We start from the raw sequence: 25,675 nt of genomic DNA on the forward strand, positions 1-25,675 counted from the left end.
TCTCTGAGCCAAGAAAAAATTAGCAACTTAGCCCCAAATTTGAAGACGAATGTCAAAAGGCCCTACTCCTCCCAAAGCTTCTAAAAAGAAGGAGATCCTGGAGATTCACTCCGATATACGCGAAGATGATTATTACTGGTTGCGTGAGCGCGAAAAGCCTGAAACTATAGCCTATCTAAATGCAGAAAACGACTATCGCTCCGAAGTGATGGCTCCCCTGCAAGCTTTAGAGGAAAAGCTATTTTTAGAATTAAAAGGTCGCATTAAGGAAGACGACAGCTCTGTTCCCTATTTCAAAAAGGGCTATTGGATCTATGTGCGTTATGATCAGGGGAAAGATCATCCCATCTATTGCCGACGCAAAGGAAGTATGGATGCCGAAGAGGAAATCATGCTGGATGTAAATATCGAAGCCAGTGGTAAAGATTATTACCAGGTTGGTGGCATGAGCTTAAGTCCCGATCGTAATTGGTTGGCTTATGGTTATGATGATCAAAGTAGACGTATTTATAAAATCCGCTTCCGCAATTTAGAAAGTGGCCTGGAGCTGGATTATGAACTTCCACAATGCACGGGTTCCGCTTCCTGGAGTAGCGATGGTCAATATGTTTTCTACACTCGAAAAGACGAGACTCTGCGCCCATGCCAGGTTTACCGTCATCGGTTTGGCAGCTCTCCCTCCGAGGACCAATTGGTATATGAAGAAGCAGACAGTAGCTTTATCTGCTCCGTTTACCGCTCTAAAAGTGAGCGTTTTTTAATGATCGGTTGCCACAGCACTGTTTCCAACGAATACCACTATTTGGAGGCCGATCAGCCGGAAGGCGAATTTGCCCTCATCCAGCCCCGAGAGCGCGACCTAGAATACTCAGTGGCCCATTTTGGCGAGCATTGGTATATCCGCACCAATTACCAAAACGCCCTCAATTTTAAGCTAATGCGCAGTCCATTGGACCTGGGTTTGAAAGAAAATTGGCAGGATATTATCCCCCATCGCGAAGCGGTTTATCTCGAGGGATTGGAGATTTTTGAGAAGTACCTGGTTTTGGAAGAACGTTCGCAGGGATTAAATCGCTTACGCGTGATGACCTGGGACGGTAAACAGGACCACTATATACAGTTCGACAGCGAAACTTATACTGCCGGAATTGGCACTAACCCCAGCTTTGAAAGCAACCTACTTCGCTATGGCTATTCCAGCTTGACTCAACCCAATGCGGTAATAGAATACAATATGGAGACAGGTGAGCAGAAAACCCTAAAACAACAAGAAGTTTTAGGTGGTTTTGACGCCTCAGTATATCGCGAAGAAAGAAGGTGGTATCAAGCGGAAGATGGCGAGAAAATCCCCGTCTCAATTTTATGGCGCCCAGATCGTCAGAAAGAAGGTAGCAATCCCCTTCTTCTTTATGGTTACGGCTCCTATGGCATTACCGTAGAACCTGGTTTTTCCAGCAATCGCTTGAGCCTCGTAGACCGTGGCTTCACCTTCGTGATTGCCCATATTAGAGGTGGCCAATACCTGGGCAGACCCTGGTATGAAGAGGGGAAAATGCTAAAAAAGAAAAACAGTTTTCAGGATTTCATTTCGGTAGCCGAAGGGCTTATCGCTGAGGGACGCACGCAGCCAGAGCAACTCTTCGCCATGGGAGGCAGTGCCGGCGGACTCTTAATGGGTACGGTTATCAACTGGCGCCCGGATCTCTTTAAAGCCGTTATTGCCGCCGTTCCCTTTGTTGATGTAGTAAGCACTATGTTGGACGAAAGCATCCCACTTACCACCGGTGAGTTCGACGAATGGGGTAATCCTAAAAATGAGGAATACTACCATTATATCAAGTCCTACTCCCCCTACGATAATGTGAAGGAACAGGCTTATCCCAATTTACTCATCACCACCGGCCTGCACGATTCACAAGTACAATACTGGGAACCCGCCAAATGGTGTGCTAAATTGCGGGATTACCATCAGGGTGAAAATCATATTTTGATGTATTGCAATATGAGCACCGGTCATGGTGGCGCTAGTGGTCGTTTCGAAGCCCTGAAAGAAACGGCAATGGAATTTAGCTTTTTACTTTGGCAAGCCGGAATCGAAAAATAAAACAGCTTTTAAAGGAGCATTGGCTCTTCGGCCTGATCTTTTTGATGGCGGCATTTCTACGCTTATGGCATCTGGGCGATTTTGATTTTTCGCATGATGAACTGAGCGCTTTATATCGCACCCAATTTGATAGCTTCTCGGAGCTGATTGAAAATGCCGTTCGCATAGATGGACATCCCGCCTTGGTGCAGGTTTTCCTCTACTACTGGGCACCGCTGGTAGATTATTCGGAATTCTGGATAAAACTGCCTTCGGTTCTATTAGGATTAGGAACAATTACCTTCATCTATTTAGCTGGGCGGCGACTCCAAACCGGAATATGGGCTGCCTTCCCGGTACTGATCCTTTCTTTTTCGGAGTTTTTCCTCTACTACCAAACTGTAGCAAGACCCTATGCCTGGGGTGGCTTTTTTGTGGCTTGGGCCGGATACGCCTATATCAGCTATTTCTTTCACAAACCCAAGACCAGTTACCTCATTGCTTTTGGACTCGCAGCCACCTTAGCCGCTTACAGTCATTACCTGGCCTTACTTTCCGTTCTATTAATGGGTATTACGGCCCTAATCCGAACTCGTAAAAAACCATGGTCCTGGTTACTAACGGGTCTGGGTGTTTTACTACTCTTCGCTCCGCATTTAGGAATTTTCCAGGATCAATTAGCGATGGGCGGAGTTGGCCAATGGTTAGGAAAGCCAAATTATGATTGGCTGCTGAATTTCTTTTCCTATCAATTAAACTACCTCACTTTATGGGGGCCTTTTTTAATGATTGCCCTAGCCTGGCTCGCATTCAAAAGTCGCTTTCCGGATGCTTGGATTTGGTTTCTCGCGTGCTTTGGCATCGCCTTCCTATACTCCCATCTGCGCAATCCAGTGCTGCAATTTTCAAGCTTAATTTTCCTAAGTCCTTTCATCTTATTCATCCCCTTAAAGGAGAAAAAGCTGCAAAAGGGAATTCCCCTGCTTTACATGGTGCTGGCCATCTTACTCGGTTTTTCTCTATTTAAATCACGCCGCTATTTTCAGGAAGCTCATCTGAGTCCACCCAAAGAAGCCGGTCGATATATTGCCAGCATCCAACAAAATGACCTCCCGGTACTCTACCACTGGAGTGCTGAAAAATGGAATTTCTACCGCCAGATTAGTAATGGAATCCCGAAAGGTGAAGCTATTGATCAATTGGATCTTGCACATCTCCCCAATGAATTTGTGCTCATTATGGATCATGCCAGCCCGGGCTTTTGGCCCTTCGCCATTATCGACAACGGTTTTGAAATGCAGGAAAGAGTCAATCACTTCGGCTTTAGCCTACATCATTATCAGCGTACAGGAAATAATACCGAAAGCCAGAAGTTAGGCATCAGCATATTGAAAAGGCAAGCAATTAAAGCGCAGGCCAAGCCCTACCTTTTTATCGATAGCCTAAGCTCTTACACCCACTTAGCCGATGAAGCTCAAAGTCAGGTAGTAGCACATATCGATAATTTCCAGGGGCCAGAAAATGCTCATTTGGTATTCCACATTATGGACGGAGATCAATCACTGCAATGGATTGCCCATCCTTTAAAGCAAGGAAGCAATTATATCAGTAGTCCGATCGGGGAATACGGAGTCAACAATTTCAACTGGAAGGTATTAATCGACCAGGGTTCTGATACCGCCACTTGCTCAGGCACTATTGATGTGAGACTATGGACCGGCAACCCAATCGTATATGGATTGGTGCAGGATATTAAATGATAGAATCGAAATTTTCTTTGGGGCGGCCAATGGCAGCTTTATCGCCATTAATTAAGATGGGGCGCTCCATTAACTGAGGATACTCTATCATGGCCAGGATCAGCTCATTCTCATCCAGCTCCTTGTCGGCAAACTCCTCTTTCCAAACCGCCTCTTTAGTGCGAATAAGCTCAATGGCCTCAATGTCTAGTTTATCGATAATCTCTTCCAAATCATTGGGGCTCAATGGTTCCTTTTGGTAGAGGATCACTTCAGGCTTTAAGCCTTTTTCTTCTAAATAAGCTAAGCCTTCACGGCTTTTAGTACAACGGGGATTATGGTAATATCGCATCTTATCGTTCTAAGTGGAAGAAGCCATTTTGCTCCTTAGTTTGACCGCAAATATCCTCATAATTGAAGATATAGAAGTAGACTGCATCGGGAACTTCCTGCCCCTCACTTTTACCATTCCATGATGCCTCCAGAAGGTCGCCGGCATAAATGCGCAAACCATTACGATTATACACTTCCAGAGTCGCCCGATCTAAGAAAGGCGCTACCGACTCTAAATCGAGTACGGTAAACTCATCATTCATCCCATCACCATTAGGGGTAAAGATATTGGGGAATTTCAGCTCAAAGCTCTCATCGTAATAATAGAGATCATAGCTTTCGGATTTAGATCGGTTGCAGAGCGTGTCTAAGAAGCGAAGTTCCAGTTCATAACTACCGCCCGTCATAAATTGATAATTGAGGCTATCTCCCTGGCCCACCAATTGACCATCTACATACCACTCAAAAGCATGGAAGTCGCCAGGGTTTGTGGTTCCTAAATCAGCACTGGCCTTTAGTTTTCGTTCCGGATCACAAGCATCGCTTTCCACCAGCATTTCACCTTTATTAGAACGGTAATGCACTTCCAATTCCTGCTCTAAGGTGTCGAGCTGATTACAGATCGGATCTTCCACTATTAATTGAATGGTATAATTGCCGGGCAGGAAAGTATGACTGGGCTCAGAAGCATTGCTATTATTGCCATCTCCAAAATCCCATTGATAGGAACCCGCACCTATACTGAGGTTTTTAAACTGAACCACGCCACTGGCATCACAACTATCGTATTCGAAATTAAAGTCGGCTTCCAGCGGATTATTAAAGCCATAAATCAAAACCTGACTGCTATCCACCAGATTACAATTGGTATCCAGGGCTACAAAGCGAAAAACGGAAAGGCCACTGTCTTGAACCGTGAACATTTGATTAGTCAGTGTATCCACATTGCCCTGCGGATCTATCACTAATACCACATCCGCATTAAAGCTGCGATCCACAAATTTCACCTCAGCCGGAAGGCAAGTGCTATCTGGCACCCCCTTGGCTAAATCCACTTCACAACGTACGGTATCCGCTTCCATATCAAATCGGAATACCGCCATATTACAGTTTCCACTGCGGACGGTATCTTCAAAAGCATTGGGAGTAATTGGAAAACCATAAGGAATACTTCCGCAGGAACATACGGCCTGGAAAATACTGCCATCTCTGCGGAAGCGAGAACTACCGCCATCTACATGATCCGCACCGTTTTGCCATTGCCCGAAGAAGGTCGCATATTCCAATTCTTGCCAGGAAGCATCCAAGCGCATAAAATAGAAATCCCCTCGATTGTCGGCAGAATCTCGATAAGCATCAGGAGTTACCGGTAAACCTCGGGTATCACCCATTACGCCCCTTAAACTGGAATTATAGGGAGCACCCCATCCCGAAAGGAACACATCTCCACAATCGGATACCATTAAAGCGGTCGGACTGATATCCGTAACCCCCAGCAAACCATCTCCAAAAGTGGTTGAATGCATTACCCTTTGTAAATCAGGACTCAGCTCCTGAATAAACTGCGAACTACTGGGTACACCCCACACCTTATTGCCAATCCAAGGCCAGGGACCAGCAGTTTGACCAAATATTACCAGATTACCCTCTGGGGTATAATCAACAAAATAGGCGCGATCATCTTCTGCTGTACCACTAAAAGTCCATTTAAGTACATCCCCATTTTGTGGATTTAGTTCTGTTAAAAAGGCATCCACCTTACCTGCTCGCAGTGGCAGATAAACCCCGCTTGTATCAAAAGAAAGGGTATCACTTTCCGATGAACCGGCTACGAATAATCGACCTGTATTGGTATAGCGTAAGGAGAAGCTGGCGTCATTGTCTTCGCCACCTAAATAGCGTGCCCAATTTAATTGACTGAGGTCCGGATTGAAGGATACAATCAAGCCATCCTGTTCACCGCGATAATGCGAGTCGGAAGCCGAACCGGTGGGCAATCCCGAAGAAAAGGTGTAGGAGCTTATGATGATATTCCCTTGCGAATCCAGGGTGATATCACCTCTGGCAGGGTCTCCATAATTAAACATCATCCGCTTATTATTCCCATCACTAAGGCTATCCCCAAAAAAGGTAGAGCCCAGCAATGATCCGCCCGTACTATCCAGCACCGTAACAAAAATATCAGAGCCCACCGGAAAAGGTAGGCTACCACCAATACGAATCATATCGGCAGGCCCTTGAGCAAAGCTGGTATCGAATGAATTGGGATGGGTTGGAAAATTAACGGAGCCTGTTACTCCCATCACAATCAAACTTTTATCAGGACCTTCCAGGAGACTGAAAGGTAAATCATTGCCATTGCCGCCAAGGTAGGTCGCGTAGATTTGGGCCGTGCCCTGAGGATTGTATTTCGCAATGCTTATATCCACTATTCCGCCCTGGGAAGAATCCTGAAATGCTCCCAAGCTGGTAGGAAAACCCCTATGGATTACACTATGACCATAATTGATACCTGCTCCATATCCGGAACCGTCGATTCCATAGGTGGCCGAAAAGCCGAAATTATCATCTGTGCTGCCGCTATAAGTACTGAATACCAGAGTAGGATCGATTAGCAAATCCTTACGGTGATCGTATTTCGCCAAATCGAAACCATAGCTTCCATCTTCGAATTGCTTGAATTCGGATGCAATTTCCTCCTCTTCCTGATAGGATCGCGGGGCAGTGTAGATTGCTGAGCCGACTGTGGTTATCAGTGCCAAATCAGAGCCTGCAATGCCATGTTGATCTGCACCTTCGATCTCCCAACGAATAAGCTCGGGATCCGCACCGGGATGCAGGATAAAATCAAATCGGCAGTATCCCGAACCATCCGCTACATAACGCAGGTCTATTTGCGGATAAATGTTGTGGTAGGTAACAATTCGGTATTGATGTAATCCGGATTTCCAACGTTCCCGATCTCGGCCAAAAAGAAAATTGAGGCGGGTATGATTGGGGTAAACCTCGGTACTGAGGCGGGCATTGGTATCAGCTCCCAACCAGTGGATGCGGTATACATGACCTTTAGTCTGAGTATGACTTTGGTGATGCCATTGATGGTCGTGATGCTGCCTTTGCACAAGCATCACCCTTTGTTCGCCGGCTTTTAGGAAAACATAACCTTGACTGCCGTGAAATCGAAAATCAAAATCGCCTTCCCACTGCCCGGCATTCGGCACAAAGCCTACTTCCTGAGCAGAGAGCCCAAAAACCAGAAAGATGGAAAGTATAAGGCAGCGCAAGATTTCAATTTCCAGCAAATTACTAAGCATTTGCGAGAAATCCGCAGGGAATGAGAGAGCTATCGATATTCCTTATTCTCCGATCAGGCTTCCTCCACTTCTGCGCCTTGGCCCTGGCTCATCAGGTAGGATTTTATGAAGGCATCCAAATCCCCATCCAATACCTGATCTACGTTGGAGGTTTCCTCCGCAGTACGCACATCCTTAATTAATTTATAAGGATGCAATACATAGTTTCGGATTTGAGAACCCCACTCAATCTTTTTCTTACCGGCTTCAATCTCCGCGCGTTTTTGATTCTTCGCTTCCAGTTCAATTTCGAATAATTGAGATTTCAGCAATTGCATGGCTTTCTCCTTATTCTGTAATTGGGAACGACTTTCGGTATTCTCGATAATAATTCCGGAAGGGGCATGTCGTAAGCGCACCCCGGTTTCTACCTTGTTTACGTTCTGTCCTCCAGCACCACCCGAACGGAAGGTATCCCATTCGATATCGGAAGGGTTAATCTCAATTTCAATGGAATCATCCACTAAAGGATACACATAAACGGAAGCAAAACTGGTATGCCGCTTGGCATTGCTATCAAAGGGAGAAATGCGCACTAAACGATGTACTCCGTTTTCCCCTTTGAGGTATCCAAAGGCAAAATCACCTTCAATCTCGAGGGTTACGGTTTTAATTCCGGCCACATCGCCATCCTGATAATTGAGTTCGCGAACCTTAAAGTTTTGGCGCTCCGCATAGCGAATGTACATCCGCATTAACATGGAGGCCCAATCACAAGACTCCGTTCCCCCGGCACCCGCCGTAATTTGAAGTACGGCACTTAGTTGATCTTCTTCTCCGGAAAACATATTACGGAATTCCAGGTCTTCCAGCACCTGTACTGCTTTATTATACATGGCATCGAGCTCTTCTTCTTCCAGCTCACCCAATTCCAGGAACTCCAAACCTAAAGCTACCTCTTCCACCGCTGCAGCCAACTCACCGTAAGATTCGGTCCAAAACTTCATGCCCCGAATCTTCTTCATTACCTGCTGTGCGGTTTTCTGATCCTCCCAGAAACCCGCATCGGCGGTCTTTTCTTCTTCATTGATGATTTGAATCCGCTTCTCCTCGATCTGCAAATAAGCATTTAAGGATTTTAAGCGCGACTGCAATTCCTGCAATTGTTCTTTGCTTACCATCTGGCAAAATTAAGTAATGGGACTTTAGCCCTAAAGGCTTTAAAAAGCCAAAGCTTTGCTTTGATTCGAAAATCAAGGCAAAGCTTTGGATTAAATGTTATGCGAATTTACTGCTGCTCGAATTTGGAAATCCCTTCTTCCAACCAATCTACATACAATTGAATGTCGGGATCATAGGCAGTAGTACCATTTAAGGGACTCATGCTTTCGTGATTGATCAGCACATACTGAGGTTGCGAGTTGGACTTGTAATGTTCGCGTTGGAACTCACTCCATTTCTTACCTACTGTACGTACCTCATCCCCGGTCAATTCACTTACATATTGCTCTTCTTTAGGCAATTTGGCACGCTCGTCAACATAAAGAGAAATGAGTACTACATCATTACGAAGAATCTCCAATACTTTGGGATCACTCCACACCTGCTCTTCCATCTTACGACAGTTAACACAGCCCCAACCGGTAAAGTCGAGCAGAATTGGCTTACCCACTTTTTCAGCATAGGCTTTACCCGTTTCAAAGTCATGGAAACAATTCAATTGATGCGGACAATGATCCGGATCAGCTCCTTCCGGGATATGGCTTTCTGCTGCAGTGCTAGCCACTACAGTTGGAGCTGCCGCTGCGCCCACTCCTTGTGGCGATTCACTGTAGAACATAGGTGGAGGGAATCCTGAAATTGCTTTCAATGGTGCACCCCATAAGCCAGGAATTAAATAAATGGTAAAGCTGATGGTAATTACGGCCAGTATTAAACGGAAAACTGAAACCTTATCCGATGGACTATCATGAGGCATGCGGTATTTACCTAAGAGGTACGCAGTCAACAAGATTCCAATACCAATCCAAATAGCGATAAACCATTCGCGAGGTAAAATGTGGGCTTGCCAAACCAGATCCGCGGTACTTAAGAACTTAAAAGCAAAGGCTAATTCCACAAAACCTAGAACTACTTTCACAGAGTTTAACCAACCTCCGCTCTTGGGTAATGAGTTCAACCAGCCAGGGAAGGCTGCAAACAAGGCGAAAGGCAGGGCCAGGGCTAAGCTAAAGCCAAACATCCCGATTAGTGGACCTTGCACACCACCGCTGGCGGCTTCTACCAATAAGGTTCCAATGATAGGACCAGTACAAGAGAAGGACACCAAAGCCAGGGTAAAGGCCATAAAGAAGATACCGATGATCCCACCTTTATCTGCCGCACGGTCACTACGATTCACCCAGGAACTAGGCAGCGTAATCTCAAATGCTCCGAAGAAGCTAATGGCAAACACTACTAATAGAACAAAGAAGGCCAGATTCATCCAAGGGTTGGTGGACAGTGCATTCAGGGCATCACTACCAAATACCTTTACAATTAAGAAGCCTAATAAAGTATAGATTACAATAATAGAAGCCCCGTAGGTTAAAGCATTGGCAATTCCTTTTGCCCGGTTCTTACTTTGTTTAGTGAAGAAGCTTACGGTAAGCGGAATCATAGGGAATACACAAGGAGTTAGCAGCGCTAAAAAACCTCCCAGAAATGCGAGTATGAAGGTCCCCCACATACTGGGCACCTTATCTTTTTTATCAGCTTCAATTTCGGATGCCTGATCTGACTCGGAGCTCTCGGTCTCAGCTTGGACTACTTCCTCACCCTGAGTATAATCTATCTCCATCTTCTCCCCAGGTACCGATATAGCACCGGTATCCCCGGTTTCTTCAGTACTTGAAGTAGTGCTTGTGCTAGTTTTCGAATCATCCGCCTTTGGCTCCTCCTTAGCGGCACCTTGATAGCCTTTTATCTTAAAGGTATGAGGCTCATACTCGGGGGCCAAACAAGTTTCAGCATTACAAGTTTGATAGGAAAACTCGGCTTCCACATTAAAATCCTTGGCGCTAAGCACCTGGATTTTCTGACGGATACGCACCACATCTTCATGAGAACAGAGGTCCTCCATGTAGAGAGAGTCATAATAGCAATGTGGTTCTGGTTCTATCAATCCTCCAACCAACTTATAGGAAGAATTAGGAGTGAAAACAAAATCCGCCCCAATAATCATGGAAGTCTCGGGGGTTTTTACCGAGTAAATATGCCACTCGCGTTCCATGGTCACCTTGGCAATCAGTTCCATTTGGCCATTTCCCAGGTCTTTGGTTTCAAACTTTACATCAACCGGATCTAAAATTTGAGCAGAAGCAAAAAATACACTCAGGCAGAGGGTCAAAAAGGTGCTTAGTAATCTCATCAATGATGGCTTAGAGAAATTTATTTAAGTCGAACAAAGTAAATGGTTTTCGTCGAATTCCGGACCCGAAAACGATGGTCGATACGGTGGCCAATCAAGGCTACAATCTCTCCCGCGCTTTCCAATACCAATTGGCTGTCTTTTTCGGCCATGGGCATCTTCTGGTCAATCCAATAGTCGCTTAGCTTTTTGGTTCCTGACATACCTAAGGGCTGAAATCGGTCTCCATCGCGCCAATTACGCAAAATGAGTGGAAATTCTAAGGCCTCATAGTCGAGAAAATGATGTTCTCTAAGGCCGTCCAACTTCACCTTTTCGCGCGGCAATACCTCAAAATCCAACTGAATGGGATTATCAATTTGCGAATCGTCGGTTGCAATCTTCAAATTGACGCTTTGACTGCTGCTTTGTTTGCGTAATTCATAGCAGGCTTCCCCCTGGTAAAGACGATAAGCTTCATTTTCGGTGTAGCGTCCTTTGCGGCTCTGCCATAAATGATGCACTGCAGGCCAATCCCATCTGCCTTTCGGCGAAAGCCACTTATAAAGCAATTGCCCAAACCAGGCTTTATCTACCATCGAATCATAATTCAGCCGCTCCCAATCTTCTTCCCGAACTAAAGCTTGCGACAATTTTTCCTCGAGCAATTCATCCAAGGCCTCACTTTGCTCCCGCAATAAGCGCGAACTAAGCAACATTTTACCTTTTAAGTCAGGCTGAATCTCCTCCCATAAGGGAATCAGTCGATGACGATAAGCATTGCGCAGGTATTTGGTTTCGGCATTTGAGGCATCTTCACGCCAAGTTAATTTTCGCTCTTTGGCAAAGGCTTCAATTTCATTGCGCAGGATACCCAACATAGGTCGCAGGTATTTCTGCCGCTTTTCCCGAATGCCGGCTACTGCTTCCAGGGCACTACCACGAGCCAGTTTAAAGATCATGGTCTCCAATTGATCATCGCCGTGATGAGCCGTAAGTATCGCACGGTAATTCCCCAAAAGGTCTAATTCTTCAAAAAAGGCATAGCGCAAGTCCCGTGCCGCCATCTGGATGGAGAGACCTTTCTCCTGAGCATAGGTCTCAGTCTCGCATTTCTTTATATGAATGGGCAGATCATGTTGTTGGGCCAAACGCTGGCAAAATTGCGCGTCCTCTTCTGATGCCTCTCCCCTTAATCCAAAATTACAATGGGCCAATTCTGCTTGAAAGCCCAGTTCCAAAAGGGCATGTAAAAGCACCACACTATCCAAACCACCACTGATGGCCAGCAAAAGCTTATCGCGCGAATCAATATCATATTTGGCTAATGCCGCCTGTAAAGTATCGAGCATGATGCAAAGGTAATCAGCGAATGAGCTTTTCCGCTTTCAATAAACACTCCGCATATTCCGCTTCGGCATCGCAATGAATAGTAATGGCACTGCCTACCGCCACTTGAGCATAGTCCTGCTCGGAATCATAAGCAATACTGCGAATTACCACATTGAAATCAAAATTTCCCTCGGGATCGATATAGCCCAGGGCTCCGGAATACAGGCCCCGACGAAAATGCTCATGCTGATCTATTAATTGCATGGCCGATACTTTGGGCGCCCCCGTCATGCTACCCATAGGAAAAGAATAACGCAATGCATCTTCCAAAGTATAGCGATTGCTATCCAATTCACTGCGGACCGTGCTGATCATTTGATGTACTGCATTGAAACTATACAAGCCGAATAATTCGGGTACGCTTACCGAATTGGTACGAGCGGTTCGCGATAAATCATTCCGCACCAAATCTACTATCATCACATTTTCGGCCCGTTCTTTTTCGGAGCTTAGGAGATGTGCCTTTTGCTCCTGATCGCGCACCGGATCTTGCGCACGCGGCGCTGTTCCTTTGATAGGCTGCGAAATCAGTTCAGCGCCTTGCTTGCGCAAATAACGCTCGGGTGAAAAACAAAGTAAATGACGCTGCTTGTCCCGATAATAGGCGCTAAAGGGTGCCTGATGTTTTTCATTCAGCTCCTGAAATCGCTGCAAAGGACGCATCGGCCCCCGAGCCTCAAAAAGCGTACAGTAATTAATCTCGTAAATATTACCGTATTGCAATTCTTGCTTCAAGGACTGGATATCCTCCAGATAGGTTTCTCGCGAAGTTTGTGCTTCAAACTTTAAATTGGAAAGGGATTCTTGCACTTGCGGTGGTGCCAAGTCTGCTTCTAAAGCCTGAGTATTGGCATAGCGCCAGGAAATTATTTGAATTTGATCGCCCTTTAGCAGAACTATCGTTTCAGGAATAAAAAATTGCAAATCTGCCCAGTCCAGTTTCCTGGGATGACGCGAATTTAAATCTTCCAGTTGATTTTTAAGATCGTAAGCCAAATGGCCAAATAGCCAATCTTTATGCTCTTGCCGAAAGGACTTTAGCCCCTCGAAATCACCTTGATAAATGGCTCTTGCCCCCCAGGCCAAAACCTTATCCCAGGAACCATAGGAATCGCGATGTTGATGGGAATCGAGCAAAATGCAATGCTCAGAACTCGCGGCCAGGGATTCTAGTTGCTGCCACTTTTGCGCCGCTTCTGGCCATAAAAACCGAAAGCCTTCACTCATTCTTGCGAATACTCTTTGAGGTACACCTTGCGTAGCATATTTTGAATTAGCCTCAGATTGATGGGTTTGGTTACATAATCGTCCATGCCCACATCCAGGAATTTTTCCCGATCGCCTTCCATAGCATTGGCGGTCATAGCTATGATAGCCGGACGTTTATCACCGTATTTTGCAATAATCTCGCGGGTGGCTTCCATACCATCCATTTCCGGCATCTGGATATCCATAAATACCAGATCATATTGCTGGCGATCTAATGCCTGAAGAACTTCCAGTCCATTGCCAGCAATATCGGTGCTATAGCCCATTTTTTTCAAAGTGAGTACGGCCAGTTTTTGATTCACCGCATTATCCTCAGCCAATAGAATGCGTAAAGGGAAACGATTTCCCAGATCTTCCAACAACTCTTCATTAGTCGGCTCTTTTTGCACCTTTAACTCCTGAGGGGCAGAGCTATCCTTAAAGATATCCCCCATGCAAGTCATCAATTGCGAATGCTTTACCGGCTTGGAGAGGTAATATTTAAAAAGTTCATGCTTTTCCGCTTCTGGCAATTCCAAATAGGCGGAGCTTAGCATAATGATCGGTAAGTCTGGTTTTACCTCCTTAATTTTTTTACTCAATTGCAGGCCATTCATCATTGGCATCTCAAAGTCGGTGATAAGCAGATCGAAATTCTCCTTCACCAAGGTTTCCAGTCCAATGCGAGAGTCCGATTCGGAAAAAGCTTGCATGCCCCAAATTCGCAATTGCTTGATAAAGACCCGGAGGTTGGTGTGGTTATCATCAATCACCATCACCTTGCGATTTTTCAGCAGGCTTAGGATACGTTCCTCATTTTTATCAATCTGATCTTCGGCCTGCTCCACTTTGATTGTGAAGTGGAAACTGGAGCCTTGCCCGGGCTTACTCTCTACCCAAATTTCGCCCTTCATTAATCGAGTGAGCCGCTGTGAAATAGCCAATCCCAAGCCCGTTCCTCCGTACTTACGGGTGGTAGAGCTATCAGCCTGACTAAAGGCCTTAAAGAGTTTTTCCTGTTGGGCCTTACTCATACCAATACCCGTATCTCGTACCAGGAAGTGAACCTCATACTCCTGCTTGGAATAATTCTGTAACTCAGCTCTGATTTCAATTTCACCTGCCTCCGTAAACTTCACAGCATTATTGAGGAGATTGATTAAAATCTGACGCAGGCGGGTAATATCACCAATGATATAATTTGGGATTTTAGGATCGATGCTGTAAATCAGCTCCAGGTTTTTCTCACTAATCTTATTAGACAGTAGTTCTACCGATTCTTCTACGCATTGCTTAATGGAGAAAGGATATTCTTCCAGGTCCATATTTCCGGCTTCAATTTTACTGAAGTCGAGAATATCATTAATGATGCTTAATAAGGTATCGCCACTTAAGCGGATGGTATTAACATAGTCTTTCTGCTCATCATCAAGCTTAGTTTGCAAGAGCAGGGAAGTCATGCCAATAACCCCGTTCATTGGAGTACGGATCTCATGGCTCATTGTGGCCAGGAACTCACTTTTAGCGGTGGCAGCTAATTCTGCCTTTTCCTTAGCCTCTACTAATTGGCGACGCGATTGTTCGGCAGAGATCTCTGCCCCCAGCCAACGGGCAATCAATTTTAATAGGTCGGTATCATTCTCGGTAAAGGGCGAGCGTACTGGCTTGGGACTATTAAAGTTCAACGTACCATAAAAACCATTATCGGTTTCAATTGGGGCCCCTAAATAAGCTTTAATGGGAAAGTTTTCAGCTTGATTGACAAACTCCGGTGCAGTAGCTTCATTGTGGAAAGCCACCGCATTATGTGTCTTTTGAATGAGCGCACTTAAGGTGCCTTTCAGAGGTAATTGGCGCTTTATTTCCACCGTGTCGTGGATGCTATGGGCATATACCGCCTCATAATACTTTCCATCAGAACTGAACTCGGTTACTACCCCGGCGGGTAAGCGGAATCGCTCGGTGCCCAGTTCTAATATTTGCTGCACCTTTTCCTCAAAATTCAAATTGGCATCGGCAGAAATGGAATACAGTTTCCGGATGGCTTCCTCATTGCGCTTTAAGGTACGCTCTGCCTTGCGCTTATCGGTAATATCATTGAGGGTCCAAACTACACCCCGATTAAATTTATAGCCTCCAAATTCAATAACCCGCTTTTCTCCGTCTTTGCGATAGATCGGAAATAAGAAGGGTTCAATTCCACCTTGCTCAAGTACTTCTTTGTACTGATTAATAATGTCCATGGATTTCTCCCGATAGACCTTCTCAAAGTATTTTTCCGGTGAATCAATTTCATCAGGACTAAAGCCTAAGATTTTACTGGCCTCTTTATTTACTAATAAATTCTCACCCTGAACCAGGATCGCTCCTACCGGTAAATTATCGATTACCCCCAATAATTCACTCTCACTACCTTTTAGTTTTTGACGAGCCATCTCCAGTTCCTTTACATAGGACTTTAGCTCTTCCTGACTCGTAGCCAAAGCATTACGCTGTCTTTGCAATTCGAGATTATAGTCCTTCTCGGCTTCCAATAAGCGCCCCAACTCCTTGCCGGTCTCACGACTGGTTTCCAGGTTTTTTAAGCGAGCGGCATATTCGCGCTTATGCTGACGGAAGATGGGTAAAAAGAATAAAATGGATAGGAGAATAAAAGTGAAAGCCACCACCAAAAAGGCAAAGGTATTGAGGCGGTGTTCCTCTTCATTTTTAATGCGCGCATCCTTGGAATATTCGCGAACCACATATTCCAGATAAGCCAGCATAGCATCACTATCGGCCAGCATATTTAAGGCCAGGCTTCGCGATTCTTCTGCCGTTAAACTACCATGGCAGTATCCGCCAACTTCCTGCGCGGTAGCCAGGTATCGATCCCGTAAACTCTTATAGCGTTCATGGAGTGAATCTACGGTTAGCCGAGATTCCTTCTCTACCTTCCAATACAATGGACCATCAGCAAGGGCCTCTTCCAGTTCCTGATAAAGCTTTATAGTTTGCTCCAGATCCGAGCAACTTTTTTGCACTTCCCGAACCTGGGTAAATTCGGTGATATGCAAGGCTTCCTTTACTAAGCGCTGGGAGAGCATTCTTTGTCGCCCCGCCAGATTAATCCGCTGGGCATCAAGAAGCTGCATGTCATGCGTACTATTTAAAAAGAGGTACAAAAGGAAACTGACAAAGACTATCAGCAGGATATAACTTATGTAAGCCCATTTAATATTACGCATCCCAGCATTGGATATAGCACAAAGCTAGTTTATAAAGTAAAACAAAAGAGGCCCTCAATCCGGGCCTCTTTCAATATTCTATTTCAAATATAAACTTAAACGTGCAATGCACGATTGTCAGTTGCCGCTAAGGCCGCTTCCTTCACTGCTTCTGCAAAAGTGGGATGCGCATGGCTCGAACGAGCAATGTCTTCTGCCGAAGCCCGGAATTCCATAGCAATTACTCCCTCCGCTACTAAATCAGCAGCACGAGGTCCGATTACGTGGAAGCCTAAAACTTCATCCGTTTCTTTATCAGAAAGGATTTTCACCAGGCCTTCTACATCGCCACTTGCTCGTGCTCTACCTAAGGCGCGGAAGGGGAATGAGCCCGATTTATAGGAAACACCAGCCTCCTTAAGTTGCTCTTCCGTTTTACCCACGCTGGCCACTTCCGGCCAGGTATACACTACTCCTGGAATTAAATCGTAATTGATATGTGGTTTTTGCCCTGCAAGGCTTTCCGCTACAAATACACCTTCTTCCTCTGCTTTATGCGCCAACATTGCACCTTTGATTACATCACCAATGGCGTAGATATGGGATTTGGCGGTTTGTAAATGATCATTCACCTCAATCTTACCGCGCTCACCTGCACTTAATCCGGCTGCTTCCAAATTCAAACCAGCGGTATAGGCACTACGACCCACCGCTACTAAACAGTAATCCGCTTCGAAAGTAACTTCCTCTTCTTTTTTGTTTGTAGCCGTAACTACAACTGTATCTCCCTTGCGACTTACATCGCTTACCTTATGACTAAAGTTAAACTTCAAGCCTAATTTCTTTAGGGATTTAGTAATCTCCTTACTTAGGGCGCCATCGAAAGTTGGAATCGCGCGATCTAAATATTCAACCACAGTTACTTCAGCACCCAAACGAGCGTAAACGCTACCTAATTCGAGGCCAATAATACCCGCCCCAATAACGATCATCTTTTTAGGCACCTCCTTTAATTTTAAAGCTTCGGTACTGCTGATGATACGCTCTTTATCAAATTTAGCGAAAGGCAATTCGGTTGGCTTGGAACCGGTTGCGATGATAATATTCTTGGCTTCGATTTTGGTTTCTTCTTCACCTTTGATGGCAATAGTATGCTCATCTACAAAAGAACCCATACCCTGGAATACGGTAATCTTATTTTTATCCATTAGGAATTTCACCCCGTCGCAGGTTTGATCAACTACCGACTGCTTGCGAGCCACCATTTGCTCAAAGTTCACCTTTGGGCTGTTGATTTCAATTCCGTGATCGGCAAAGCTTTTTTCGGCATTGTGAAAATGCTCACTGCTATCAAGCAAGGCTTTGGAGGGAATACAACCTACGTTAAGACAGGTTCCACCCAAGGTGGCGTACTTTTCGATAATGGCAGTTTTCATTCCTAACTGAGCACAACGAATGGCGGCCACATAACCTCCAGGTCCGGAGCCTATAATGGCTACGTCGAATTTATCCATGGATCTTTGATTAGATTTTGAAGAGCAAAATTAGGGAATCTTCGGGGCTAAGCGCCTGATTTTAGCGAAAAAGGGAAGCCGACTAAAGCTCTGGCTCTAAATGTTCCTTTCCCCGCAATAATCCCATCTCCCAATTCCCCTTTCCTGCGGGTAAAATCAATTTAACTACTTAAAGTAACGATCTACCGACCTATTAGTTCTACTTAACCGCTTTAGGCTTTTTATAAGAAAAAACCGGGGATTAGAACTCTATCTTTGAGCCATGAAAAAACTAGTACTCTTCCTATTTCTTCTTAGTAGTTCTTTAAGCTTTGGGCAAGCCTCTATCCGAGGAACTATCCATGATAGTAAAGGTGAGAGACTTCCCTTTGTGAATGTCATCCTCTTTAATTCCGCCGATTCCAGTCTACTAAAAGGGGAAATCTCTAATATGGAAGGACAGTTTACAATGCGTCCACCATCCATTGGGAATTTCTATTTAAAGCTGCAGCTGATTGGTATGAAAACCCTATTTATCTCCGATCTGAATTATCAAGGTAAGATCTTAGACCTGGGTTATATTGTTATGCAAGAAGACAATAGTGTTTTGGATGAAGTGCAAGTGGAAGCGGAAAAGCCTATGATTCAGGCCGAAGCTGGAAAAACCATTTTTAATATTGATGCCAACCTTAGCGCGGGTAGTGGATCCGCCCAGGAATTACTGCGAGCAGCTCCGGGTTTATTCGTCGACCAAAACGACAATCTTATTTTAGAAGGCCGCAGTGGAGTTCAAGTTTTTGTAGACGGACGTCCTCTAAATCTCCAAGGAGATGACTTAAATGCCTATCTGAAAAACCTCCAGAGCGATCAGATTGAAAAAGTAGAAATCATCTCCCAACCGGGTTCGCAATACGATGCCGCAGGAAATGCGGGTATTATTAATATTGTTTTAAAGCGCGACAAAAGCCTGGGCACTACTGGCTCCTTTTCGCATCGCTATACCCAGGGCTATTACCCACGTAATAATGGAAATCTTAATCTTTATCACAACCGCAAGGCGGTACGATTGCTGGCCTCGGTAGGATATGGACTGAATCAGAATCGGAATTTCATGGACCTCTACCGCAGTCAAAATAATATTGATTTCGACCAGCGCTCATTCGTGCATAGCAACAACAAATCCTATAATTCGCGTTTGGGTGCTGATTGGAGGCTGAGCAAAGAAAGCAGCCTGGGTTTTTCGGTTAAAGGAGCCCTTAGTAATAGCGACAATCTCAGCAGCAGTCGTACTCCTATTATACCAGACAGCAGCGGAGCCACTACCCAAGTACTCCTTTCCAAAGGGCAAACGGAAGATGAAAGCTACAGTCTTTTTAGCAATGTATATTACCGCTGGCAAAACGAAAAAAATCAATTAGGGATAGACCTCGACCAAGGACGTTTCTCAGCGCAAAGCGCCACCGACCAACCTAATCGCTATGTAAATGACAGTGAAGAATTACTGCTCTCCTCTCGACATTTTCAAATGGCTACCGATCGCGAGTTTGACCTTTACAGCGCCAAGGCAGACTACAGCCGTAACCTAGGAGGATGGAATCTCAATAGTGGCCTTAAATGGTCGGAAGTAAGAACCGCCAATGATTTCAACTTTTATCTATTGGACAGTGTTCGTGTCCAAGACCCCAATCGCAGTAATTTATTTGATTACCGCGAAGCAATTTCAGCGGGCTATATTGAGACTTCTCGCGACTGGCAAAACTGGGGCCTGCAAGCAGGTTTGCGCTATGAACACACCACTTCCAAAGGACAGCTCTATACTTTAGACGCATCCGGCGACAGCCTGGTGCAAAGAGATTATGGTAACTGGTTCCCCAGCCTTTCTTTGAGTTATAAAAAGAATCCCATGAGCCAATGGACACTGAGCTATAGCCGTCGCATTCAAAGACCCAATTACCAGAATTTAAACCCCTTCCTTTACCAAAGAGATGAGCTTACCTTTTACCAGGGGAACCCTTTTCTGATCCCACAGATTAGCGACAATATTCGGATTGGTCACCTATATCGTTATTCAACCAGCACCTCTCTTTCCTATTCCTACACCCAAAATTTCTTTGCTCAGATAACCGATACCGTTGGGGAAAAGCGCAGCTCCCTCACTACCCGTAATGTGGCAGATACCCGCAGCCTGAGCCTAAGCTTTGGCAGTCCTTTTAAACATTCTAAATGGTGGAATAGCTATATAAGCCTTAATACCTTTCAAACCTGGTACATTCCTCGCGATATAAGCTTTCAAGCGGTTGACTTACTCACTGTATCTTTATATGCCCAAACCAATTTTAACCTGGGAAATAATTGGCAATGGCAGATTTCGGGTTGGTGGAGTTCACCCAGTTTGTGGGGCGGCACCTATCGCACTAAAAGCTTAGGCGCATTAAACACTTCGATTAGCAAGAGCTTTATGAATGATAAGCTAAAGTTATTTGTGAATTTCAATGATGTCTTCTTCAGCTCGCCCTGGTACGGACGCATGTCTTATGGCGGATTATCGATAAGTGGCACCGGCGGTCATGACAGTCGTCAAATTGAATTTGGACTGAGCTATCGCTTTGGCAATGAGCAAGTGAAAAAGCTTAAGCTAGATGAAGGTGGATTAGAAGATGAAAGTAAGCGGGTAAACTAAAATACGGGGCTAAGGGCGTCATTATTTTTCCATCTTTGAGAAGATTAAAAACCCCTTAAATTCCTATTATGAATATTAGCTCTGCCCAACAAGAATTGCTGGATCGCATTAAAGACAGCATGTTGGATTATATCGCTGATGAAGAGGCCGCATACAGCGCCGAAGAGGTAAAACAATGCCTCGGCTTACTTAAGAATTTCCTGAATGAAATGGAAGCGGCTAGCGACCGTGAGGCCGGCATGAAAGCGGTGGAGAAAACGGTTTTAGCCCTAAATGACCTCAATGTCAATTGCGACTACGAATTGATTGAGACCGATCAACGCGAAGATGTTTGTGAACTAATCATTAAAGCTGGCCAAGCCAAAGGGTTTAATGAGGAGCACGAAGACATCACTGAAGAGTGGCGCGAATGGTAAAAGCTTTCAGGTTTCGGTGGGATGCCTAATTTCGCCGAAACCTTGTTTTAACAAGCTATGACCAAATCTGAAAAAGTTGATTTTGTGATTCAATCCCTGGAGGAACTCTATCCGGAGACGCCCATTCCCTTGAACCACAAAGACCCATACACCCTGCTCATTGCGGTACTTTTATCTGCTCAATGTACTGATGAAAGAGTAAATCAAATCACACCCTTGCTTTTCGAAAAGGCGGACAATCCCTGGGACATGGTAAAGATGAGTCAGGAGCAAATTCAGGATATCATCCGTCCCTGTGGCTTAAGCCCGATGAAATCAAAGGGTATTTATGGCTTGTCTCATATTCTTTTGGATAAATATGAAGGGCAGGTGCCTGCCGATTTCGAAGCTTTGGAAGCTTTACCGGCGGTTGGACATAAAACGGCATCGGTAGTGATGAGCCAGGGTTTTGGCTACCCGGCCTTTCCGGTAGATACGCATATCCACCGCCTGATGTTTCGCTGGAACTTGAGCAATGGCAAATCGGTTGAGCAAACCGAAAAAGATGCCAAACGACTTTTCCCCAAGGATAAATGGAATAAGCTGCATTTGCAGATCATTTATTACGGACGCCAATACAGTCCGGCCAGAGGCTGGTCGCTGGACAAGGATTTCATTTCGCGCAAGATTGGACGCAAGAGCCTAATTCGTGAAAATTTCGGGGAGGAAGGTTTGAAATTGATGGCTTGAAATTAAGGCAACACTGTTGTAATGTTTTTATAATGGCTATAGGCCATACTTGCTGTTCAGCTCTGATTTAAGAGCACTCCAAACTTTACCTGAGTTTGGATCTAAATGGTGTTCCTCCAATCTTTGGTCAAGAATGCGCTTATGATCATCATTATGGGGGAACTGCGGACCTATAACTTTAGAAGTAGCGTCATTCCTAAGCTTCACCAACTCAGATAGCCAAGCAATAACGGATTCATCATCCTGCTTTGAAATCCAATTTATGAGCTTAAGTTTTTCGGTTTGAAGGTCCATCTACCAAATTTAGGGTATTCTCAAGCAAAGTGAAAAATCCGTAATCGCTTATAGCGATTTAAAAATCCGTACTCAAGGACACGTAGAAAATACTGGGCAATACAATACCATCCTCGATACCCCAAGCCCAATCGGCACGAACATAGTAGCCAAACAAACGACTGCGCAAGCCGAAGCCGGTACCTACTACCACCGGTTCTTTTTGAGAATCCAATACAATCTGCCCACCACTACCCAATGGTACTGTGCGGGTATTAATGGCATTCTCGGGATCCCAAGGATTTGGACCATTCCAGGCGGTACCTACATCGGCAAAACCAATTACCATCAGATTATTAAGGAAATCATTGCGGATGGGTCGATTGGCCAAATAGCTCACAATGGGCCAACGTAATTCGGAGTTAATCACCGTAAAGCTATTGCCATTCCGCACATTTTGGAAAAAACCCCGCATATTGGTTACCAAGGTTTGGAACACATAATTATTATCGGTGGCAATGGGTGTTGACTGATCCAAGCGCGGTGAAAATTCATTATCCACTCCACCCATAATATGGATCAGTTTTTCCGGACCAAAGGAAGTTCCTGCCGCTAAACGGTTGGCCCAAATCATATTGCGGTGTATGATCAAATAATGACGCGCATCTACCCCAGCTGTATACAATCCACTATTGGATTTAGACAAATTGCGATAGTACTCTGCAAAGACCTTATAACGCAGTCCTGCATAGAGGTTTAAGCCAATCTTGCGCGAATTATCATAGATATAAGAGGAACGGGCAATGGCATAATCGGTATAGTTAATAGGCTCATCCAAATTATTGAAATCACTGGCCAAACGAATATTCTCATCCAAGCGATAACCCACCGACATATGCACCGCTGATACCGGATTGAAAGGATAAACCACTTTATAATTCACCTCATTATTGATGAGGCGACGGAAGTTATTCAAGGCTAAAAACTGCACCTGTGAGCGACGGGTGTAGGTATAGTACTTGTCCCAGCGTGTTTTGTAGTCTGCCACCCCAATTACAAACTCCGCATTGGGAGTTAAGGAAGTCCCTGGTAAAGGCTGGAAGGTGGTACGCATACCCGCTACAATGCGATAGTCGTGCATGAGGTCCATTACTCCCACTTTGAAATTCATATTGAAACCCTGGTTTAATATATCACCACTCACAAAACCTGTGAAAGGTTGATACTGGGGGTTATCGAACATATTATCAAAGCGAACCGTGAAATTATCCTGGAAGAAGGAAAGAAAATAATTTCGAACCGGTGGAATTTCCAATTCATCATTGGCATCCGCCTCTACCTCTGCTAAGCTTGCAGGCAACAAAGGCACCGTCTGAGGGGTCGGCTGTTGTTCTTCCGGATTGGGTTCCGGCTTTTCTTCATAAAACTTGTAATCCAGAATATTTACCTCCAAGCTTGATCGTGGGATGGCACCATAGTATTCCGACTCTGGAACAAAGCTTTCTTGGCTTTCAGAACTGTCACTGGTTGCTTCTTGAGCTTGCATCGCTAAACTCTCTACCTTCACCGGACTCAATCCCATAGCCTGGGGATCATCGTATTCTTCAATGTAAATCCGATAACGCTTATCCTGCAAAAACACGGAAGCTTTCAGGTTTTCACTGGGAGCCAAATCCATATCTACCAACGAAAAGGTATTCGTACTGTATGGGTATTCTGAAAAGAAATAATCGTAATGGGTGCTGGTATCTACATAAGCTATGGCTGAATCGATTTTCACCAAATTTTGACGGCGAATACCATTGCGATCCGTTGTAAAGCTGAGAATACCGGGTTTGATTTCTTCCACCTGACGTTCATCTACTCCGGGTGTGCGGGTGAGGCGCCAGATCTTGATGGAATCCTGACGAAGCTCTTCTGCCTCCGTAGCGAAGAGATCTAATTTCTGGGTTCTTAAACTGCGTTGATCATCCGGTAAAATACTGTCTACCGGGCGATTGGAACTCCAGGCAATGCGCTTTCCATTTGAGAAAAAGCTAGGATCTACATCATCATAAATATCCCGGGTAATGGGTGTAATCTTCGTATTCAGGATGGTGTAAATGTATACATCCGATTGACCATCCTTTACCGCTGAGAACAAGAATTGCTTACCATCCGGGGAATATTTCAAGGACACAATTTTATCGAATCGGTAAAAAGGCTTAGTGGTCACCTCATCTTTTTCCAGATCATAAATACTGAATTGGGTCACTCCTTTCTCCTCCGTGAAAATAGCCAAGGACTTTCCATCCGGATTCCAGGCAAGCAAGGGATAACTGTAATCTGTATTCTGAGCGATACGATAGCCGCCGGTATAGATGCGTTTCTTTTTACCACTTTCTCGATCGTAAACGTAAATCTTATAGCGACTAAACCTTCGATCCACATAAGCGAAATACTGTCCGTCTTGACTAAGTTTCACTTCTGTAATTTCATGGTGCTTGCGACCCTTAATTACTATGGATGGATCTTTAAAATCATCCTCTTCATCACTTAAGCCATAGCGGTCCTTATAAAAAGCTCGCCAATCACGAGTCATCTCATCCATATCCTTACCCAGGATATAGACGAAGCCGCTTTCTATATCGCGGTTAACCACCGACATATATACAATGTTCCGAATGACCTTCTCCCCGTAAGTTTCCTTTACAAAATGCCAAAAAGAATGCCCGGCATAACGTGCATCTAATTGGGTAAGGGTATTAATGCGTTTGTATTTATTGCTGTAAAATCCGTCACGAACCTGAACATCCACTTCCGAGCTCCAATCCTCACCTACGAAGGAAATGAGGCCCTCTACATACCAGGCTGGCAGGTTGAGCAAGGCTGAATTGGTAATACTTTGGGTAAAACTGCCGTAAATCAAATTACTCAGCACTACCTCGGTAAGGCCCATTCGCAGGGTGTTTTCGAGATGCGCATAATTTCCATCGAAATAAACAAAGAGCCTACGACCACTAATACGGGTTACGCCACCGGTATTGTAATCATCTTCACTGGAGCTATTTACATTACTCTGTTTAAGGTCGGATAGATTACTAAACACCAATATTTGAATGCGTTCATCTAAAGGTGCATCCAGATAATTCTCAATTTGAGGCAGATTTTTATGGGTAAGTCGAGCCACGTTTTCCGCCAATGCCTCATTGCCACGATAGAAATACACATCAAAGGCTTCAAAGCGCAGAAAAACCCAGTCGAAATCATTAAACTGCACTCGGTTTTTACCATACTCCTGGCGAATACCATAATAGAATTGTCCATCAGCCGGAAGGCTATAGAAAATAAAGAGGCCCAGAAGCAGACCCAAAACGGAAGGCCGATAGTTTTGTTTCAACTTAAAAAATGTACTCGCTATAT

The 25,675-nt window shown here is 44.8% G+C and carries 15 protein-coding genes; 5 read left to right on the forward strand and 10 right to left on the reverse strand.

Features of this window, described 5'->3' with window-relative positions:
• The first annotated feature begins 49 nt into the window (after positions 1-49).
• Positions 50-2,104, forward strand: a complete 2,055-nt coding sequence (locus ACO05P_RS09500) for a S9 family peptidase (protein ID WP_421750407.1) — start codon at positions 50-52, stop codon at positions 2,102-2,104.
• Between the two features lie 44 nt (positions 2,105-2,148).
• The gene (locus ACO05P_RS09505; RefSeq protein ID WP_421750408.1) at positions 2,149-3,843 is read left to right on the forward strand and encodes a glycosyltransferase family 39 protein; all 1,695 of its coding nucleotides are present in this window, start codon (positions 2,149-2,151) and stop codon (positions 3,841-3,843) included.
• Here the strand turns inward: ACO05P_RS09505 and arsC are convergent.
• From arsC to lpdA, 8 genes are all read right to left on the reverse strand, one after another.
• Entirely contained in the window at positions 3,836-4,174 is a 339-nt protein-coding gene (arsC, locus tag ACO05P_RS09510) for an arsenate reductase (glutaredoxin) (RefSeq protein ID WP_421750409.1), read from the reverse strand. The two genes, ACO05P_RS09505 and arsC, sit on opposite strands and share 8 nt — an antisense overlap.
• Position 4,175: 1 nt before the next feature.
• Positions 4,176-7,469 carry a gliding motility-associated C-terminal domain-containing protein gene (locus ACO05P_RS09515; protein WP_421750410.1) on the reverse strand — a complete coding sequence of 1,098 codons (3,294 nt, stop codon included), beginning with the start codon at positions 7,467-7,469 and terminating at the stop codon, positions 4,176-4,178.
• A 53-nt stretch (positions 7,470-7,522) separates the two neighbouring features.
• Positions 7,523-8,629, reverse strand: a complete 1,107-nt coding sequence (gene prfB / locus ACO05P_RS09520; RefSeq protein WP_421750411.1) for a peptide chain release factor 2 — start codon at positions 8,627-8,629, stop codon at positions 7,523-7,525.
• Positions 8,630-8,736: 107 nt separating this feature from the next.
• Positions 8,737-10,857: a protein-disulfide reductase DsbD family protein gene (locus ACO05P_RS09525; RefSeq protein ID WP_421750413.1), complete on the reverse strand. Its 2,121-nt coding sequence runs from the start codon at positions 10,855-10,857 to the stop codon at positions 8,737-8,739.
• A gap of 20 nt (positions 10,858-10,877) precedes the next feature.
• Positions 10,878-12,188 (reverse strand): tRNA lysidine(34) synthetase TilS, encoded by a 1,311-nt coding sequence (gene tilS / locus ACO05P_RS09530; protein WP_421750414.1) that lies wholly within the window; start codon positions 12,186-12,188, stop codon positions 10,878-10,880.
• A 13-nt stretch (positions 12,189-12,201) separates the two neighbouring features.
• Entirely contained in the window at positions 12,202-13,455 is a 1,254-nt protein-coding gene (locus ACO05P_RS09535) for an anthranilate synthase component I family protein (protein WP_421750415.1), read from the reverse strand.
• A complete protein-coding gene (locus tag ACO05P_RS09540; RefSeq protein ID WP_421750417.1) occupies positions 13,452-16,610 on the reverse strand; it encodes a response regulator in 3,159 nt (1,052 codons plus the stop codon). The genes ACO05P_RS09535 and ACO05P_RS09540 overlap by 4 nt, the downstream gene beginning before the upstream one ends.
• Positions 16,611-16,798: 188 nt before the next feature.
• Complete coding sequence (gene lpdA, locus ACO05P_RS09545; RefSeq protein WP_421750419.1) at positions 16,799-18,196, reverse strand: dihydrolipoyl dehydrogenase; 1,398 nt, start codon at positions 18,194-18,196, stop codon at positions 16,799-16,801.
• A 262-nt stretch (positions 18,197-18,458) separates the two neighbouring features.
• Between lpdA and ACO05P_RS09550 the strand changes: the two genes are divergently transcribed.
• The 3 genes from ACO05P_RS09550 (at position 18,459) to ACO05P_RS09560 (ending at position 22,000) form a co-directional block, all read left to right on the forward strand.
• On the forward strand, positions 18,459-20,855 hold the full coding sequence (locus ACO05P_RS09550) for a TonB-dependent receptor domain-containing protein (protein WP_421750421.1): 2,397 nt from the start codon (positions 18,459-18,461) through the stop codon (positions 20,853-20,855).
• Positions 20,856-20,923: 68 nt separating this feature from the next.
• Positions 20,924-21,271: a hypothetical protein gene (locus tag ACO05P_RS09555; RefSeq protein WP_421750423.1), complete on the forward strand. Its 348-nt coding sequence runs from the start codon at positions 20,924-20,926 to the stop codon at positions 21,269-21,271.
• A 57-nt stretch (positions 21,272-21,328) separates the two neighbouring features.
• The gene (locus ACO05P_RS09560; RefSeq protein ID WP_421750425.1) at positions 21,329-22,000 is read left to right on the forward strand and encodes an endonuclease III domain-containing protein; all 672 of its coding nucleotides are present in this window, start codon (positions 21,329-21,331) and stop codon (positions 21,998-22,000) included.
• 36 nt (positions 22,001-22,036) lie between these two features.
• Here the strand turns inward: ACO05P_RS09560 and ACO05P_RS09565 are convergent, their stop codons facing one another.
• Positions 22,037-22,294, reverse strand: coding sequence for a hypothetical protein (locus tag ACO05P_RS09565; protein WP_421750427.1), 258 nt, complete (start codon positions 22,292-22,294; stop codon positions 22,037-22,039).
• Between the two features lie 58 nt (positions 22,295-22,352).
• Positions 22,353-25,652: a hypothetical protein gene (locus tag ACO05P_RS09570; RefSeq protein ID WP_421750428.1), complete on the reverse strand. Its 3,300-nt coding sequence runs from the start codon at positions 25,650-25,652 to the stop codon at positions 22,353-22,355.
• Between the last annotated feature and the right edge of the window lie 23 nt (positions 25,653-25,675).

Origin of the sequence: Croceimicrobium sp., from assembly GCF_965228705.1 — a bacterium.
Classification (GTDB): Bacteria; Bacteroidota; Bacteroidia; order Flavobacteriales; family Schleiferiaceae; genus Croceimicrobium.